The sequence below is a fragment of the Microvirga sp. VF16 genome (assembly GCF_016864375.1).
Classification (GTDB): Bacteria; Pseudomonadota; Alphaproteobacteria; order Rhizobiales; family Beijerinckiaceae; genus Microvirga.
Map to the genome: position 1 here is coordinate 108,938 of NZ_CP069358.1, position 15,886 is coordinate 124,823.

Genomic DNA, 15,886 nt, shown 5'->3' on the forward strand with positions numbered 1-15,886 from the left:
CGTGTTCCTGATCGCTTGGTTGTCGCTCATCCCACAGGATTTGGAGATGCGGACCCCTGCGCCCCCGGGACTTGAACACGCCTTTGCCTATGGGATGACTGCTGGTCTCTTGGTTCTGGCCTATCCCGTTCAGCCCGTATGGCTGATCATGGGGTCACTTTCAGCCTATAGCGGCCTCATGGAGCTTTTGCAGACCTTCTCTCCCGGTCGGCACCCTGGGCTTGATGGAATGCTCTGGAGCAGCGCAGGCGCGATCTTCGGCGGCCTCTTGGTCACTCTGCTTCGGTCTCGTATGCGCTGAAGCAATTGGCTCTTGGGCTGACGTGTCTGCCTTGTTCATGTTTTTCACGACCGATCCACTGCCTGCTGAGTGTGAACGGCGCCCCAGTCCTTTGTTCGCGGAAACCTTGGGCCGGGACGTCACTTTGCAGCGTTCTCAGGTCTGCCAATGAAGCACCAAATAGTGACTTTGGTGCGCAATTCGGCATGCGAGCAGGGTTTTCCTTGAAGGCCGTGTGGTCAGAGGACCTTGTGGGAGATCGGCATACCGAGGCGGATCATGATGTTCATGACTTTGCATCCGACAGTCGCCTCGACCTTCTGGGTGCGCAGTGTCCGAGCGCGAAGGCTGCGCCCGATCAGCGTCTTGTAGCGGAGCATCGCTACCTCGACCAGGGAGCGGCGGCCGTATCCGACAGCCTTCTGCCAGCCGAGCCGGCCACACGCGGAGATCACCTGAAGGTGTCGGTCGCGTTGGGTCGGCGCGCTCTGGGCGGTATCGCTCGGCACGGCCGTGGAGCGTGGTGGGATGATCACCTCCGCCCCTGGGCTGTGCACGGCGACAGCTTGGTAGACGGGTTCGCCGTCGTATGCGCCGTCAGCCAGGACCGCGCTAAGCGGCCGGTCGATCTGCTCCACCAAGGGGCCAACCAGCGATGCATCGCCTTCCTCCGAGCTCGTCAGCTCCGAGGCGAGGATCTCGCCAGTGTCTGGATCGACGGCCAAGTGCAGTTTCCGCCAACTCCGGCGCGGCTTTCCTCCGTGCTTCTCCAGGTGCCACTCGCCGGCCCCAAAGACCTTCAGGCCGGTGGAGTCGATCACCACGTTCACCGCTCCGTCGGCCTTCAGCGCCGCAGCGATGGTCAGGTCGGCGCTCCGGCGCGAGAAGGTCGTGTGGTCAGGGACTGGCAGGTCCAGGCCGAGCAGGCGCATGAGCGAGCCCAGCAATCCCTCAGTCTGCCGCCACGGACGGCCAAACGCGAGGCGCAGCATCAATCCGGCCTCAATCGCGATCTCTGAGTAGCGCCGCGGCCGGCCTCGTCGGCTCGTGCTGGCGGGCGTCCACGCCGTGATTGCCTCAGGCGTCACCCAGATCGTCAGGTCACCACGTCGACGCAGTGCCGCATCGTAAGCCGACCAGTTCTGAATCCGGTAACGGGCCTTCGGGATCCTGTGACGGCGGCTCTCGTTCGCCTTGTACGGCATGCGGCTCTCGGTTTCAGCGGAACGCTTCTATACCCGCCTAAGCCCCTCGTCGCCACTCACCGCCTGATTTATGCGCCAAGGTTCTACGGTGCGGCTCGCAAGGACATGGGCCTGCGCATCGAGCATCGGCAGCACAAAGGGTTAAATAACCGGGTGGAAAACTCCCGCCAACCCACCCGCCGACGAGAGCGCCAGATGAAGCGCTTCAAGTCGGCCGGGCAGGCGCAACGTTTTCTCTCGATTCATGATCCGATCAGCAATCTATTTCACCTGCGGCGTCATCAGTTGACTGCCACCACCTATCGCAGTGCTCGAAAGGAAGCCTTCGAGGCATGGGCGGATATCAGCTATGCGGCACTCGCCGTCTGAAATCGAGGCTCATCTCGTCCTGAATGCTGTTGAACGCTGGTTAATGTGACAATGCCGTCGGGGCAATCACCGCGACATCGTTTGCGACCGCTGTCGAGGATCCGGATAACTTCAAGCGGTCCCGCTCCGTCGGCGCCTGGCTCGGCCTGACCACCCGACGCTACCAGTCGGGCGAGGTCGCCTATGACGGCCACATCTCCCGCCGCGGCGATCGTCAGGTGCGAGGGCTTCTGTTTGAGGCCGCAACGGTCATCCTGACCCGCAGCTCGGCCGAGAGCGGCCGGCGGACCTGGGGCCTCAAACTCCGCGAGCGGGTCGGCTTTAAGCGAGCCGCCGTTGCGGTCGCCCGAAAGTTGGCGGTCATCATGCACGCGATGCTCAAGACCGGCACCTTCTTCGACCGGACTGTTGGCGCAGTCGCTTGATGGATTGAGGATCGCGTTCAGCCTCTAAGCCACTGAGATGTCCCTGCCGGGACGTGGGCCGCGCCATTCCGCCTGATGGGATGCACCGCTGGTTCAGCCGAGTGCGGCGTCCACATAGGAAGGCTCCTCCCGCGAAGCGCCATCATGCGGCGACTGCTGTCGACCGCGAAGACGACCCTGCTCTCGGCACACACTCACACGGTGCGCCTTTGATCCGCTTGGACTGAGCTCTCCTTCGTTCCCCTCGACCCTGATCCCAGGGTCGAGCCAGCGAATTTTTGAAAAACTACTTGCAAAATGGTTCGCAATTAGACGACCCATCAGAGACGTTAGAGTATCCTCTGCGACTGCTTTTTGCCCATTATGACGCGCGATTGGGCACATTGGGGATATGAGCTTGCGTTCGGGACTTTTCAGGTTTCTCGGTTCGTAGTGCGGATAGCGACTCTTCAGAATTGGCATATTTCTTGCCTACGGCAGTGCCAAGCAGCTTGTATGCAACGGTGATGAACCACTGAATGGCCGATCAACCGAACATCGAAGAAACGGTGATTGCCGCAATTCTCGCCGGCAAGATACAGCCCGGTGCGCGGCTTGGCGAAGCCATGCTCGCTGAGCTCTTCAACGTCTCACGGACACGCGTCCGCGAAGCGATGATGAAGATGGAGGCGCGCGGCATCGTCCGCGTCTGTGCTCGGCGCGGATGGTTCGTCATCGAGCCGTCAGCCGCGGAAGCCCGGGCAGCGTTCCACGCACGCAAGGTGGTCGAGACAGGTCTGCTCCGGTCGCTCAGAACCATCACTCCTGAGGCGCTCGCCGCTCTTCGCCGACATGTCGAGCAGGAGCGGATTGAGGTCCAGTCAGGGGACGCGCATGCGCGAACCTGTGCTCTCAGCGACTTTCATGTCCACTTAGCAAGTGCCGTAGGCAACCCGCTGCTGACCGATATTCTTCAGGACCTGACCGCACGTACCGTGCTCGTCTCGATGCTCTACCAGTCGAACGAGGATGCCGCCGCTTCCAATGGCGACCATGCCGGCATCATCGATGCGCTTGAGATGGGAGACTTTCATCAGGCCGCAGCGCTGATGGCCGAACACATCGACCGTGTTGAAAGCAGTCTCGACCTCACGACCAAGCCCGACCACCTCGCCGGATTGCGGCGAATTCTATCGCCCGTACTGCCTGCAAAGAACAGTTGAATTGCGTCTTAACCAAGAAAGGAAGCTTATATGAAACGTAGAACTCTCTTGTCCCTCGCCGCCGCAGCCGCGTTGAGCGCCGTCGCCGTGCTTGGCTCCGAGCAATCCGTCAAGGCAGACGCCCTCACGGACATCGCATCGCGCGGAACGCTCCGGGTTGCCGTGCCGCAGGACTTCCCTCCGTTCGGCAGCGTGGGCTCCGACATGGCGCCGGTCGGCTATGACATCGATATGGCAAACCTCATCGCAAAAAAGATGGGCATCAAAGTCGAGCTGGTGCCGGTGACGAGCGCCAACCGCATTCCCTACCTTCAGACGAACAAGGTTGATCTTGTCATCTCCAGCCTCGGGAAGAACCCGGATCGCGAGAAGGTGATCGATTTCTCCGCCGCTTACGCTCCGTTCTTCAACGGCGTGTTCGCGCCAGCGCAGATCGCGGTGACCAGACCCGAGGATCTGTCTGGAAAGACCGTCGGGGTCACCCGCGGTGCAATTGAGGATCTCGAGCTCACCAAGGTGGCGCCAGCGAATGCCGTCATCAAACGCTACGAGGACAACAACGGCACGATCACGGCCTTCCTCTCCGGGCAGGTCGATGTTGTCGCGACCGGTAACGTGGTTGCCGCCGCCATCCTGTCCCGCAACCCGCCGAAGCGGCCTGAGCTCAAGTTCCTGATCACGAATTCTCCCTGTTTTATCGGCCTGAACAAGAACGAGGCCGGTCTCCTGGGGAAGGTGAACTCGATCATTGCTGAAGCCAAAGCCGACGGCTCGCTCAATGCCATCGCCAAGAAGTGGCTCGGGGCGGACCTTCCCGCCGGCATCTAACTCCATGGCTGAGGCCGTGCTGTTGAAGGCAGCGCGGTCGCTTGCGCCATGATATCGGAGCGTAAATGACCTACCAGTTCGAATTCAGTTGGCTGGCCGAATACCTGCCCATCCTCTTGAAAGGGATTGTGATCACGCTCGAGCTCACTGTCGTGGGCGCGGTCCTCGGCATCGCCCTCGGCACGGCCTGCGCTTGGACTCGCAGTCTCGGACCGAAATGGCTTCGCCCAGGTGTGGCCGCTTATGTAGAGCTGATCCGCAACACGCCATTCCTGATCCAGCTCTTCTTCATTTTCTTCGGGCTGCCGTCTGTTGGTCTTCAGCTGTCCGAACTCCAGGCTGCCAACCTCGCTATGGTGATCAATCTTGGGGCGTACAGCTGCGAGATCATCCGGGCTGGCATCCAATCGACGCCGCGTGGCCAGTTCGAAGCCGGCGCCAGTCTGGCCATGAGCCGTTTTGAAACGTTCTGGCACGTCGTCCTGATCTCGGCCCTGCAGCGGATCTGGCCTGCACTCTCATCACAGGTTGTCATCGTGATGCTGGGTTCGGCCGTGGTCTCCCAGATTGCCGCAGAGGATCTCACCTTTGCGGCCAACTTCATCCAGTCGCGCAACTTCAGGGCCTTCGAGACCTACATTGTGTCGACACTCATTTACCTCATGCTGGCGATCGTCCTGCGCCAAGCCCTCCGCAGTGTCGGTTGGGTTCTGTTCCCGAAGAGGTCGGTGCGATGATGGAGTTCAGCACCTGGGACATCCTGCGCAACCTGCTCCTTGCAACCCGCTGGACTGTCGTCCTTTCTCTCGCGTCCTTCGTTGGTGGCAGTATCGTGGGCTTGGTGATCCTGTTCTTGCGGATCGGCAAGCTGAGAGCTGGACGAGCCTTCGCAAAGGGCTATGTGGAGCTCTTCCAGGGAACCCCGCTGCTCATGCAGCTCTTCCTGGCCTTCTTCGGCCTTGGTCTGCTCGGGGTCGAGGTGCCGGCGTGGCTCGCGGCGGGGCTTACGCTGATCCTCTGGAGCGCAGCTTTCCTTACCGAGACCTGGAGGGGCTGCGTCGAGGCCGTTGCACTTGGGCAGTGGGAGGCAGCAGGAAGCCTTGGCATGGGCTATCTCCAGCAGATGCGTTACGTCATTCTTCCCCAGGCTCTCAGAATTGCCGTTCCGCCGACCGTCGGCTTTTCCGTCCAAGTGATGAAGGGAACGGCACTGACATCGATCATTGGCTTCGTGGAGTTGTCGAAGGCCGGCACCGTTGTGACGAACGCCACGTTCCAGCCTTTCACGGTCTATGGCTTCGTCGCCCTGATCTATTTCGCCCTGTGCTGGCCGCTCTCGAAGAGCAGCCAGATCCTCGAAAGGAAGCTCAATGTCGCTCATCGCCATCACTGAGGTGAAAAAGCGCTTCGGGGACAACGAAGTGCTGAAGGGGATCAATCTGGATGTTGATCGGGGCGAGGTCATCGCCATCATCGGCAAGAGCGGATCCGGTAAGTCAACCCTGCTGCGCTGTGTCAACGGGCTCGAGACGATTGATGAAGGCTCGATCCTTGTCGCCGGGGCGCAGCTTCTTCCGAACGACGTGAATCTCAAGGCACTGCGCCTGAAGGTCGGCATGATCTTTCAGCAGTTCAACCTGTTCCCACACCACACTGCTGGCGGCAACGTCATGCTCGCGCAGATGGTGGTGAAGGGGATGCCGAGGGCGGAAGCCGAGGTGATTGCCCGCAAGATGCTCGATCGCGTCGGGCTCGGCCATAAGTTCGACGCGTATCCCGACCAGTTGTCGGGCGGTCAGCAGCAGCGGGTGGCGATCGCCCGCGCGCTTGCGATGCAGCCGATCGCGCTGCTGTGCGATGAGATCACGTCGGCGCTCGATCCCGAACTAGTCAACGAAGTACTTGCCGTCGTCAGGGAACTCGCCGCAGACGGGATGACCTTGATGATGGTCACCCATGAGATGCGCTTTGCGCGTGATGTGTGCAGCCGTGTTGTCTTCATGCACCAGGGCCGCGCTCATGAGATTGGCCCGCCGGAGCAAGTCTTTGCTGAACCACGCACTTCAGAGCTGAGACAGTTCCTCGGTATGATCTGACCGATTCGACCGTTCAGGAACAGGCGGTGGGTTGCCGTTCCTGCCGCATGAAAGTTCAATCGGGCCTGTCGATCTCAGCCATGGGAGCTCCTCAGATGGGGCTGTCACATTAACTCGACGCGGCTCCAGTGAGCCCTCTCGGGTTGCTTTCAGGCGAGGGCATCGTCACATTAACCAGCGTTCAACAGCATTCAGGACGAGATGAGCCTCGATTTCAGACGGCGAGTGCCGCATAGCTGATATCCGCCCATGCCTCGAAGGCTTCCTTTCGAGCACTGCGATAGGTGGTGGCAGTCAACTGATGACGCCGCAGGTGAAATAGATTGCTGATCGGATCATGAATCGAGAGAAAACGTTGCGCCTGCCCGGCCGACTTGAAGCGCTTCATCTGGCGCTCTCGTCGGCGGGTGGGTTGGCGGGAGTTTTCCACCCGGTTATTTAACCCTTTGTGCTGCCGATGCTCGATGCGCAGGCCCATGTCCTTGCGAGCCGCACCGTAGGACCCGAGTTTGTCTGTGACCATCACCCGCGGAGCCATGGCGCTCTTCTTCAACAGCTTGCGCAGCAGGCGCTGGGCGGCTTTGCGATCGCGACGGCTCTGGACCAGCACATCGAGAACAAAGCCGTCCTGATCCACGGCCCGCCAGAGCCAATGCTTCTTCCCCGCAATCGTGATCACCACCTCGTCGAGATGCCACCGATCGCCCGGCCGAGGAGCACGCCGGCGGATGCGGTTGGCGAACTCGCGGCCGAACTTCTCGGCCCAGCGTCGCACCGTCTCATGGCTGACCTCAATCCCGCGGGCCGCCAGCATCTCTTCGACCATGCGCAGGCTCAGGGGAAAGCGGAAGTACAACCAGACTGCGAGGCCGATCACCTCGCCAGGGAAACGGTGGCGGGCATACAATGCAGGACGGGACTTCTTCATATCCCCTCATACGGCGACACCCGATCCCATTCCGTTAATGTGACGATGCCCAGCTAAGCAATGGTATCCGGCGCTGTTCCTCAAGCTGGATCCTTGAGCGCCCCTCTTGGGGCGCTTTTTTATCCCATGACGGTCGTTAAGTTCAGCCATATGTATTCATCCTTTGCGATGGCCCTTGTGGTTTGATCTCGCCCTAGATGATTCATTTCTCGACGGATGTACCCACCCGCGCCACAGTCCGCGAGCTGTCGCAGCTCTCCGATCATGAGTTGGCCGATCTCGGCATCTCGCGCTTCCAGATTGCCGTCGTCGCTCGGCAGGCTGCATTCGCCTAAAAGCAGTCACGGTTCACGACCGAAGATCCTTGCCCGCGCCTCGGCGGGCATTCGTCGTCAAGATCGATCCAGTCCGAGCTGGATGATGCGTCCGTTAAAAAGGAGCCGGTTCCATTGTCATGGAACCGGCTCTTGTGTTTGTTGATTGCTTGTTTCGAACAGCAGGCTGGAGCGGCTTTATCAAGAATCGCTCGGGATGAGATCATTCGGCTGCAACCGTCTCCCAGGCCTTGGACTCCTCGGACCGAAAGAGCGCATCGAGAACCCGCATGTTCATGATCGCGTCGGCCACTGGGAATTCGAGGCTGCTCCCCTCCAGGATCGCGCGGGAGAACGCATCGCCCTGGCATTGATACTGATCGGTGGGGGGAAACTCTTCCGTCTCTGCCCCGCTGCCAATCAGATCCCGGCCATCGTCGATTACCAAACGCGTCGGCTGGTCGCGCTTCGGGTTGAACGGTACTTGGATCTCCAGCCGCCCCTTCGTGCCGACGATCTGCACCCGCTGAGTGGGCACGAGCTGGGTGGCGCAGGTGAAGGCCAGATGCCGTCCATTCGGAAACTCGGCAAGACCGCTTGCAAGCCGGTCCGTTCGCATGGTGGGGTCCCGGTCGAACACGCCGATCACCCGTTCGGGATCTGCGCCAAAGATGAAGCGAGCGGTCGCAACCGCGTAGCAGCCGACATCGTAGAGGCCGCCGCCGCCGATCTCGGCCTGGTTGCGGATGTTGTCGGGGTCGGTGAGATGATACGAGAAGAACGTATGGACGGCTCGAACATCGCCGAGGTGGCCGCTGCGTGCGATCTCCCGCGCCCGCTGCCATTGCGGATGGAAGCGGACCATGAAGGCCTCGGCAACGAGCTTGCCGCTCCTCTTCTGAGCCGCTGCGATCTGCTGTGCCTCCTTGGCATTCAGCGCGATCGGCTTCTCGCACAAGACATGCTTGCCCGCCTCCAGTGCCTTAATGGTGAGAGGAGCGTGAAGAGACCGTGTTGCACGGATCGGTTGGTGAACGCACTGAGCCCGCCCCAAGCCTTTGCTTAAGCGATGCGGACGGACTTCGGGCGTCCAAATTCGAGCATACGGTTCAGGACATGAACAGTGATCGCGACCTCCGTCATGCGACGCTGTTCCGTCCGTGAGCGCAAGCCGTTCCCAATCACTCGTTTCAGCCGGCTGATGGCGGCCTCCACCAGAGCCCGACGAGTGTACCCGGACCTCTTCTGCCAGCCTATGCGTCCATGCTCCGCGATGCTTTGGAGATGTCGATCGCGCTGGGTCGGAGTGGACTCCACATCATCGCTCAGCACTGCCGTTGCTCGTGGTGGAACGATCAGGTCAGCCTCGGGATGGCGCTGGGTGACAGTGCTATAGATGCCCTCCTGATCATAGGCTCCATCACCAATGAAGGAGGCGAGCGAGCCTTTCACTTGGTCGAGCAGAGGCTCGACCTGCGAGCCGTCATCGACTTCGCTGGTTGTCAACTCTGAAGCGAGGATCTGCCCGGTCTCGGCGTCGACCCCGATGTGCAGCTTGCGCCAGGATCGGCGTCTGCGGGTGCCATGCTTCTCGACCAACCACTCGCCGGCCCCACACAGCCGCAGCCCAGTGCTGTCCACCAGCAAATGGATGGGCCCAGTGCATGACTGCGGCCGTGGCACCTCCAGAGTTTCGGCTCGCCGGCTCAGGGTCGAATGATCCGGGACAGCGAGATTCAGACCAAGGAGTTGGAGAATCGAACCGATCAAGCCCTCCGTCTGGCGCAGCGCCAGCCGGAACACCGCCCGCAGGGTCAATGCCGTCCCGATGGCCAGGGCCGAATAGGAGGGTTGTCCACCTCGTGTCATCCGGGGCTCGGCCCGCCAAGCGGCAATCGCCTCCTCAGAGAACCAGACCGTGAGGCTGCCCCGTTGGCGCAAGGCAGCGTCGTACTCCGCCCAATTCGTCACTCGGTGCCGCTGCTTCGGGATGTGGTGACGGCGATCGACATTGGACTTGAACGGCACGGTCGAATCCGAGATCTGGAAGGCACAGTTCTCCTATGCGATCCAGTCTCGGCAGCCAAATCGCCTATCCGTGCAACAAGGCGCCGCCGAAGCGTTTCTTCCAATCCTTCGACCGTCTCAGCCCTTGATCGCGGTCACGACGACCTCAATCAAGGCGCCGCCTCCAAGATCCGCAACGCCGACTGTGGCCCGTGCCGGCAGATTGTCGCCGAAGAACTCGGTCCAGACCGCATCCATTTCCTTCTTCTGCGAAAGGTCGGTGACGAAGATCGACGCCGCGACGACCTTCGTCGCGTCCGTACCGGCCTCCTTCAGGTATCCGGCGATCTTTCCCAGGATGTTGCGGGTTTGCTCGCCCATCGAAACGCTCGTGTCGTCAGCGATCGTGCCGCCGATATAAACGAAGCCATTCGCCTCGACCGCGCGATGCATGATCGGTGTGCGGATGTTTCTCTGGATCATCGTCTTATCCTCTCAGGTTAAAAAATCAGGTGGCGAAGCGCTCTATGCGCAGGCCGTCGATCGGTGTGTTCGTGTTTCCAATGGCAATGAGTTCCGCCATGACCGCACCGGTTCCTGGTCCCAGCTGGAACCCGTGCAGCGAGAATCCGAACTGGTGGAAAAGTCCCTCATGCTTGGCACTCGGGCCGAGGACGGGAAGGTCGTCCGCCGTCCGCGCCTCGATCCCGGCCCAGGCCCGGACGACTGTCGCATTGCGCATGACCGGGAAAAGCTCCCACACGGTGCGGGCGCTCTCCTGGAGCTTGCGCCAGTCCAGAACTGTCTCGCCGGTGTCCAGGTAGGGCGTTGCGAGGTATCCGCCGCCGATCAACACGGTTCCATTCGCAAATTGCTTGAACGAGAGCTTGCGTCCTCGCAGGATCACCACCGGCCTGATGAACTCGGGCACGCGCGATGTGATCATCAGCATGGGCGCAACCGTCTCGACCGGCACCGGCTCGCCCAAGGCAGCGGCAATGTGCCCTCCCCACGCGCCGGCGGCATTGACGAGCACGGGAGCCTCGTACGTCTCGCCCCCCGCGTCGACGCGCCAGAGCTGACCGTCCTTGCGGATATTGGTCGCCGCAACTCCCTCGCGCACGATGGTTCCGAGCTGCTCCGCCCTGCGGCGGAAGGCGGTTGTCGTCTGTGCCGGATTAGCCGCACCGTCGCGCCGTGACACGACCCCACCAGGACATGTCTCAGCGACGGCAGGAACGAGACGACGCAACTCCTTTGCGTCGATCAGCTCTTCATGAGTAAAGCCGCGCAGGTTCAGATCAGCGACGCGGGAACGGCAGGCCTCAAGCTCCTCATCGTCTTCGGCGACAAGCACCTGACCATGACTGTCGAAGCCACAGTCGTCACCGACAAGCTCCTGGATTCCCTCCCACACATCCATGGAGCGGATCGAGAGAGGGATCTCCGCGACATGCCGGGCTAGCTGACGCACCCCGCCGGCATTCACGCCTGAGGCATGCCGGCCTGCATAGTCTTTCTCGATTAGGACGGGCCGGAGACCACGCAGACAGAGGTGCAGGGCCGTTGAACACCCGTGAATACCGCCACCGACAACGATCGCGTCTGCCCTCACGGTCATCCGCGCACCACGGCCTTCGTTGCGCTCTCGTTTTTGGGAAGGGAGGCAAGCTCCGACAGCGTGATGGGCTTCACCGGCGCCCGAAGACGATAGTACCCGATCTCCTGGGGAGCCTTACCGCGGGCTTCGGCCATCAGCTCCGTCACCGTGAGCCCACAAAGGCGCCCCTGGCACGGGCCCATGCCTGTGCGGCGATAGGCCTTGAGCTGGTTCGGACCGGTAGCGCCGATTGCCACGGAATCCAGGATGTCCTGCGCCGTGACCTCCTCGCAGCGACAGACGATCGTATCGCCTCCAGGAACCCGGAACTGCTTCGACGGCCGGAACAGGATGTCGAGGAAAGTCCGCCCACGCTCAGCCTTTGCCAAGGCAGCCCTGAGGATTTCCATGCTCGGTGCCTTTGCGCCGGCTTGCGGCCTGAGGGCCTCGACAGCGGCCCGCGCGGCGATCCGGCCCCGTTCCACAGCGGCAAGCGCACCGCCGATCCCGGCACCGTCGCCCGCGATGGCAATGCCTTCGACCGAAGTGCCGCCATTGGCGTCGAGAACGGGCGACCAGCAGAGCTGGATATCATCCCACCGGTGCTTGACCCCAGCGGACATGGCCAGATTGACGTTCGGCACAACGCCTTGATGCAGAAGCAACAGGTCCGCCGGAACACGGGCATTGCGGCCTCCTGCCTCATAGGTGACGCTTTCGAGCCGGCCCTGACCAGTGGCCTCGATCTTTGTGACGCCACCCACGACCCGCACCTTGGACCGGACCTCCCGCATCATCGCGAGACCTTTGCGGAAGTAAGGCGATGTCAGAAACGCCGCCGCGTGTGGCAGGGCCCGGAGATAGTTGCGGCGCTCCGTTGTGTTCAACACAAGATCGATGCGCCCGCCCATGCGCAGGATTTGCGCCGTCAGCAACCAGAAGAGAGGTCCCTGCCCCGCAACGACCGTCTTGCCATCGGGTATCAGCCCGGAGGATTTGAGCGCAGTCTGTACCGCGCCCGCGGTCATCACGCCCGGCAATGTCCAGCCGGGGATCGGGAACGGGCGTTCGAGAGCGCCCGTTGCGAGGATCACACGCTTGGCTCGGATGAACTGCGATCCGCCGCCGATCGAAATGCCGATCTCCAGGTGCCGGTCGAGGCTCCACACCGTCGCGCCCTGCAGAATTTCAGCACCGCTCGCGCGCACCTCCTCGACGAGCTTCGAGCCTGCCCAGTAGTCGTCACCGAGCAAGCGCGTCTCCTTCACCGGCGTCGACGTGACGCCCCGCCAGACCTGCCCGCCAGGCCCCTGGTTCTCATCGAGCAGCAGGGTAGAAAGACCTGACTGCGCGGCCAGGCTTGCAGCCGCAAGTCCTGCGGGCCCCGCGCCGATGACGGCGACGTCGTACTCATCGCGCATTGGACGATTGTTGGTCATCGGCCGATCTCTCTCTTGCCCTTCTGGATTTCAACCTGCATGCCGGAACGCACGGGAACGAGACAGCCCTGTCGGTTACCCATCCCGTCGATGGTCACGAGACAATCGAAGCATACGCCCATCATGCAATACGGCAGGCGTGGCGCCCCGCTCACCGCCGTCTCCCTTCGCACATCGAGGCCGGATGCCAGCAAAGCCGCTGAAACAGTATCGCCTTCTCGCGCCATAACCGGGCGGCCGTCAACGAAGATCTCGACCGGCTTCCTGGTGTCATCATCAAATCGCTTGAACATTCATCGTCTCCCAGGCCTTGCGTCAGCCCTTTCCCTTACGGCTCAGTAGTACCCGCTGGTCCGTACGTCCGACTGCTGAAAGCGCTTGGCCGAGAACGCGCCGAGCTTGTTCTTGTCGAGCGCGCCCGCTGCCACCATTGGGGCAATTTCAAAAGCGTGATTGGAAGCGAGCGTCACGCCGGAGTGGCAGCAGGTGACGAACGCGCCGGGGCACGTCTCGGACTGGTCGTAAATGGGGAATCCATCCTTCGGCATTACGCGAATGCCGGACCAGGATCGCACGACGTTCAACCGACCGAGCAGCGGGAACATACGCTGCGCCCGGTCGGCCATAACGGAACTTATCGGGAGGTTCAGGACGGTGTCGTCCAGCAAGTCTTCCTTGCTGTCGCCGATCATGACCGTACCTTCGTCCGTCTGCCGAACCGTCGTCAGGGGATGCGGCAGGAAGGGCATCGTCCGTTCGGTCACGACGATCTGCCCGCGCGTGGGGCCCATGGACGCTTCGAGTCCGACCATCGGGGCGAGCGTCTGGTTCGCATTGCCTGCCGCAAGAATGATCTTCCCGGCCCGGATCTCACCCTTCGCGCTCGTGAGCCGGAACTCACCCTGCACGTACTTGATGTCGGAGACAGGATGCTCTGGTCGGTAATCGACCCCGAACTTCGCCATGCCCGTATGCAACGCACGGAACGTACGCAGCGAGTTCACGTGTCCGTCGTAGGGGCAGAAGCTTCCACCCGACACCTCTGGACCGATATGCGGCAACATCTTTGCGACCTGATCGCGGCCGAGAATTTCCATTTTGTAGTCGACAGCGCCGGGCTGGTTATGCAGGCGCTTCAGAAGCACCGAGCGCTGCTCCAGCTCCTCTTCTCCGAGCGTGAGATGAAAGCCGCCATTGCGCTGGAAGCAGACGTCCAGGCCGGTCTGCTCGCGCAGTTCCGCTGCGAGCTTCGGCCAACTGTCCGATGCCTGCATGGTCCAGCCCGTATAGGCCGGCATGCCGAGTCCCTTGCTCTGCACCCAGACCAGGGCGAAGTTCGCTCGCGACGCCCGCTTGGCAATGTCTCCCTCGTCGAGCACGCAGACTTTCTGGCCGATACGGCCGAGCCCCCAGGCAATGGCGGACCCCAAGAGGCCACCACCGACCACGACGATGTCATAACTGTTACGCATTGAGCTATTCCTTACCGCCCGCGGTCGCTATGTCCGGCGAGCACCCGCTCGAGGCCGTAGAACCGATCGAGCAGGATGAGTGCGAGCATCGTGATCACGATCACGCTTGCGGATACCGAGGTCACGAGTGGGTCGATATTGTCTTGGATGTAGAGGAACATGCGCACCGGAAGCGTCTCGACGCCCGGCGCAGCAAGGAACACCGTCATGGTGACCTCATCGAACGACTGAATGAAGGCGAGCGCCCAGCCACTCACAACTCCGGGGAGGATAAGCGGGAGGGTCACCCGGCGGAACAGCGTCCAGTTGTTGGCACCGAGAGACACGGCCGCCATTTCGACCGAGCGGTCCATGCCTGTTGCAGCGGCCAGGGTCAGGCGCAGAGCGAACGGGAACACCACGACGACGTGGGCGATGAGAAGCGCCGTGAAAGTGCCGCTAAGCCCCGTCTGAGTAAAGAACCGCAGGAACGCGATGCCGAGCACGACATGCGGGATCATTAACGGAGACAGGAACAGGGCCGACAATGCCTCGCGGCCACGGAACTGGTGGCGTGCGATTGCAAGAGCCGCAGGCACTGCGAACAGGAGCGCGACGACAGAGGAGACTGCGCCGATCCACAGGCTGACCCAGAAGGCGTTGATGAACTCAGGGTAAGCAGCGATGGTGCGGAACCATCGGAGCGAGAAGCTGCTCGTGGGCAGGGACAGGTAGCCTTCTGGCGTGAAAGCGACAAGGCAGACCACAACGATTGGCGCGACCATGAAGATCACGAAGAGGGTGTGGAAAATCAGCGCGATAGGTCCATTGCGACTCATCTGAACACCTCCGAATAGCGCCGCTCGATGAGCGCGTTGCTGCCGACGATGATGAGCACGAGCGCAACGAGAAGGAGAACAGCCACAGCCGCGCCAAGCGGCCAGTTGAGCGTGTTGAGGAACTCGTCATAGGCAAGCGTGGCCGCAACCTTGAGACGCCGGCCGCCGATGATCGACGGGGTTGCGAAGGCGCTTGCAGAGAGCGCAAACACGATAATCCCGCCGGACAACACACCCGGCATGATCTGCGGCAGGATGATCCGGCGCATGATCGTGATCTGCCCAGCACCGAGCGAGAGCGCTGCATTCTCGATCTGGGGATCGACCCGCTGCAACGCGGCCCACACCGACAGAACCATGAACGGCATCATAACGTGGGCGAGCGCGATGACGACGCCGGTTTCCGTGAACATGAACGGAATGGGAGAGCCGATCAGCCCAACCGACATCAGGGCCTTGTTGACGACCCCGTTGTTCCCGCCGAAGAGCAAAGCCCATCCGAGCGTGCGCGCGACAACCGAAATGAGGAGCGGCCCGAGGATGATGAGCAGGAAGAAACCTTTCCAGGGCGCGCGCATACGGTTCAGGATGTAAGCTTCGGGCGCGCCAATAATGGCAGCCGCGAGGGTCGCCAGCGCCGCGACCCGGAAAGTCCGGGCAAACATTTCATAGAAGTACGGGTCCGACCAGATCTCCTGCCAGTTCTTGAGGGTGATCACAAACTGAATGCCTGTGTACTGTCCCCAGTTGTGAAATGAGAGCAGAACCGTCATGGCGAGTGGCACGATTACGATGGCAATGAAGAGAATGAGCGCAGGCAGCAGCAGCGGCCACGGCGCCCGTGCGCCGGAGCGCTCCTGCTTGGCGGGCGCGGGAGCAGCCGGCTCCTGCACTGATGTCATG

Annotated in this window: 18 protein-coding genes and 2 pseudogenes; 9 read left to right on the forward strand and 11 right to left on the reverse strand. The window is 61.6% G+C overall.

Translation table 11 applies throughout. The features are described from left to right. Positions 1 to 46 precede the first annotated feature (46 nt). Complete coding sequence (locus tag JO965_RS43400; protein WP_203447772.1) at positions 47 to 301, forward strand: hypothetical protein; 255 nt, start codon at positions 47 to 49, stop codon at positions 299 to 301. Between the two features lie 218 nt (positions 302 to 519). Here JO965_RS43400 and JO965_RS43405 read toward each other — a convergent pair whose 3' ends face one another. Continuing rightward, complete coding sequence (locus tag JO965_RS43405) at positions 520 to 1,485, reverse strand: IS5 family transposase (RefSeq protein WP_203447773.1); 966 nt, start codon at positions 1,483 to 1,485, stop codon at positions 520 to 522. Between the two features lie 123 nt (positions 1,486 to 1,608). Between JO965_RS43405 and JO965_RS43410 the strand changes: the two are divergent. From JO965_RS43410 to JO965_RS43440, 7 genes and pseudogenes are all read left to right on the forward strand, one after another. After that, positions 1,609 to 1,854, forward strand: a pseudogene (locus tag JO965_RS43410) (IS6 family transposase); the annotation flags it as partial. 56 nt (positions 1,855 to 1,910) lie between these two features. Further along, a pseudogene (locus tag JO965_RS43415) lies at positions 1,911 to 2,279 on the forward strand (transposase); the annotation flags it as partial. Between the two features lie 518 nt (positions 2,280 to 2,797). Beyond that, positions 2,798 to 3,481, forward strand: a complete 684-nt coding sequence (locus tag JO965_RS43420) for a GntR family transcriptional regulator (protein ID WP_203447775.1) — start codon at positions 2,798 to 2,800, stop codon at positions 3,479 to 3,481. Between the two features lie 30 nt (positions 3,482 to 3,511). Beyond that, positions 3,512 to 4,309, forward strand: a complete 798-nt coding sequence (locus JO965_RS43425) for a transporter substrate-binding domain-containing protein (RefSeq protein WP_203447776.1) — start codon at positions 3,512 to 3,514, stop codon at positions 4,307 to 4,309. A gap of 65 nt (positions 4,310 to 4,374) precedes the next feature. Further along, on the forward strand, positions 4,375 to 5,046 hold the full coding sequence (locus JO965_RS43430; protein WP_203447777.1) for an amino acid ABC transporter permease: 672 nt from the start codon (positions 4,375 to 4,377) through the stop codon (positions 5,044 to 5,046). After that, positions 5,043 to 5,702, forward strand: a complete 660-nt coding sequence (locus JO965_RS43435; RefSeq protein WP_203447778.1) for an amino acid ABC transporter permease — start codon at positions 5,043 to 5,045, stop codon at positions 5,700 to 5,702. Before JO965_RS43430 ends, JO965_RS43435 begins: the two co-directional genes overlap by 4 nt. After that, the gene (locus JO965_RS43440) at positions 5,680 to 6,405 is read left to right on the forward strand and encodes an amino acid ABC transporter ATP-binding protein (RefSeq protein ID WP_203447779.1); all 726 of its coding nucleotides are present in this window, start codon (positions 5,680 to 5,682) and stop codon (positions 6,403 to 6,405) included. The genes JO965_RS43435 and JO965_RS43440 overlap by 23 nt, the downstream gene beginning before the upstream one ends. A 214-nt stretch (positions 6,406 to 6,619) precedes the next feature. On the opposite strand, the gene JO965_RS43445 is transcribed toward JO965_RS43440, so the two are convergent. After that, positions 6,620 to 7,333: an IS6 family transposase gene (locus JO965_RS43445; protein WP_203447780.1), complete on the reverse strand. Its 714-nt coding sequence runs from the start codon at positions 7,331 to 7,333 to the stop codon at positions 6,620 to 6,622. Between the two features lie 197 nt (positions 7,334 to 7,530). Between JO965_RS43445 and JO965_RS43450 the strand changes: the two genes are divergently transcribed. Next, positions 7,531 to 7,668: a DUF1127 domain-containing protein gene (locus tag JO965_RS43450; protein WP_203447781.1), complete on the forward strand. Its 138-nt coding sequence runs from the start codon at positions 7,531 to 7,533 to the stop codon at positions 7,666 to 7,668. Positions 7,669 to 7,870: 202 nt separating this feature from the next. Here JO965_RS43450 and JO965_RS43455 read toward each other — a convergent pair whose 3' ends face one another. From JO965_RS43455 to JO965_RS43495, 9 genes are all read right to left on the reverse strand, one after another. Continuing rightward, positions 7,871 to 8,701, reverse strand: a complete 831-nt coding sequence (locus tag JO965_RS43455; RefSeq protein ID WP_246777306.1) for a Gfo/Idh/MocA family protein — start codon at positions 8,699 to 8,701, stop codon at positions 7,871 to 7,873. Between the two features lie 8 nt (positions 8,702 to 8,709). After that, positions 8,710 to 9,675 carry an IS5 family transposase gene (locus JO965_RS43460; RefSeq protein WP_203447782.1) on the reverse strand — a complete coding sequence of 322 codons (966 nt, stop codon included), beginning with the start codon at positions 9,673 to 9,675 and terminating at the stop codon, positions 8,710 to 8,712. Between the two features lie 117 nt (positions 9,676 to 9,792). Beyond that, a complete protein-coding gene (locus JO965_RS43465; protein WP_114948521.1) occupies positions 9,793 to 10,137 on the reverse strand; it encodes a RidA family protein in 345 nt (114 codons plus the stop codon). Between the two features lie 25 nt (positions 10,138 to 10,162). Beyond that, positions 10,163 to 11,275, reverse strand: a complete 1,113-nt coding sequence (locus JO965_RS43470; protein WP_203447783.1) for an FAD-binding oxidoreductase — start codon at positions 11,273 to 11,275, stop codon at positions 10,163 to 10,165. Beyond that, positions 11,272 to 12,693 (reverse strand): (2Fe-2S)-binding protein, encoded by a 1,422-nt coding sequence (locus tag JO965_RS43475; RefSeq protein ID WP_203447784.1) that lies wholly within the window; start codon positions 12,691 to 12,693, stop codon positions 11,272 to 11,274. Before JO965_RS43475 ends, JO965_RS43470 begins: the two co-directional genes overlap by 4 nt. Next, the gene (locus JO965_RS43480; protein WP_203447785.1) at positions 12,690 to 12,986 is read right to left on the reverse strand and encodes a (2Fe-2S)-binding protein; all 297 of its coding nucleotides are present in this window, start codon (positions 12,984 to 12,986) and stop codon (positions 12,690 to 12,692) included. Before JO965_RS43480 ends, JO965_RS43475 begins: the two co-directional genes overlap by 4 nt. Before the next feature lie 42 nt (positions 12,987 to 13,028). Next, a complete protein-coding gene (locus tag JO965_RS43485; RefSeq protein ID WP_203447786.1) occupies positions 13,029 to 14,165 on the reverse strand; it encodes an FAD-binding oxidoreductase in 1,137 nt (378 codons plus the stop codon). Positions 14,166 to 14,176: 11 nt separating this feature from the next. Next, entirely contained in the window at positions 14,177 to 14,983 is an 807-nt protein-coding gene (locus JO965_RS43490) for an ABC transporter permease (protein WP_203447787.1), read from the reverse strand. Then, on the reverse strand, positions 14,980 to 15,885 hold the full coding sequence (locus JO965_RS43495) for an ABC transporter permease (RefSeq protein ID WP_203447899.1): 906 nt from the start codon (positions 15,883 to 15,885) through the stop codon (positions 14,980 to 14,982). Before JO965_RS43495 ends, JO965_RS43490 begins: the two co-directional genes overlap by 4 nt. Position 15,886: the final 1 nt, after the last annotated feature.

Bases quoted from the DNA above. Each gene is read 5' to 3' on its own strand.
- JO965_RS43440 (WP_203447779.1), top strand. From the start codon at position 5,680: ATGTCGCTCATCGCCATCACTGAGGTGAAAAAGCGCTTCGGGGACAAC.
- JO965_RS43420 (WP_203447775.1), top strand. From the start codon at position 2,798: ATGGCCGATCAACCGAACATCGAAGAAACGGTGATTGCCGCAATTCTC.
- JO965_RS43465 (WP_114948521.1), bottom strand. From the start codon at position 10,137: ATGATCCAGAGAAACATCCGCACACCGATCATGCATCGCGCGGTCGAG.
- JO965_RS43470 (WP_203447783.1), bottom strand. From the start codon at position 11,275: ATGACCGTGAGGGCAGACGCGATCGTTGTCGGTGGCGGTATTCACGGG.
- JO965_RS43430 (WP_203447777.1), top strand. From the start codon at position 4,375: ATGACCTACCAGTTCGAATTCAGTTGGCTGGCCGAATACCTGCCCATC.
- JO965_RS43435 (WP_203447778.1), top strand. From the start codon at position 5,043: ATGATGGAGTTCAGCACCTGGGACATCCTGCGCAACCTGCTCCTTGCA.
- JO965_RS43495 (WP_203447899.1), bottom strand. From the start codon at position 15,885: ATGACATCAGTGCAGGAGCCGGCTGCTCCCGCGCCCGCCAAGCAGGAG.
- JO965_RS43485 (WP_203447786.1), bottom strand. From the start codon at position 14,165: ATGCGTAACAGTTATGACATCGTCGTGGTCGGTGGTGGCCTCTTGGGG.
- JO965_RS43405 (WP_203447773.1), bottom strand. From the start codon at position 1,485: ATGCCGTACAAGGCGAACGAGAGCCGCCGTCACAGGATCCCGAAGGCC.
- JO965_RS43480 (WP_203447785.1), bottom strand. From the start codon at position 12,986: ATGTTCAAGCGATTTGATGATGACACCAGGAAGCCGGTCGAGATCTTC.
- JO965_RS43445 (WP_203447780.1), bottom strand. From the start codon at position 7,333: ATGAAGAAGTCCCGTCCTGCATTGTATGCCCGCCACCGTTTCCCTGGC.
- JO965_RS43425 (WP_203447776.1), top strand. From the start codon at position 3,512: ATGAAACGTAGAACTCTCTTGTCCCTCGCCGCCGCAGCCGCGTTGAGC.
- JO965_RS43400 (WP_203447772.1), top strand. From the start codon at position 47: ATGCGGACCCCTGCGCCCCCGGGACTTGAACACGCCTTTGCCTATGGG.
- JO965_RS43475 (WP_203447784.1), bottom strand. From the start codon at position 12,693: ATGACCAACAATCGTCCAATGCGCGATGAGTACGACGTCGCCGTCATC.
- JO965_RS43490 (WP_203447787.1), bottom strand. From the start codon at position 14,983: ATGAGTCGCAATGGACCTATCGCGCTGATTTTCCACACCCTCTTCGTG.
- JO965_RS43450 (WP_203447781.1), top strand. From the start codon at position 7,531: ATGATTCATTTCTCGACGGATGTACCCACCCGCGCCACAGTCCGCGAG.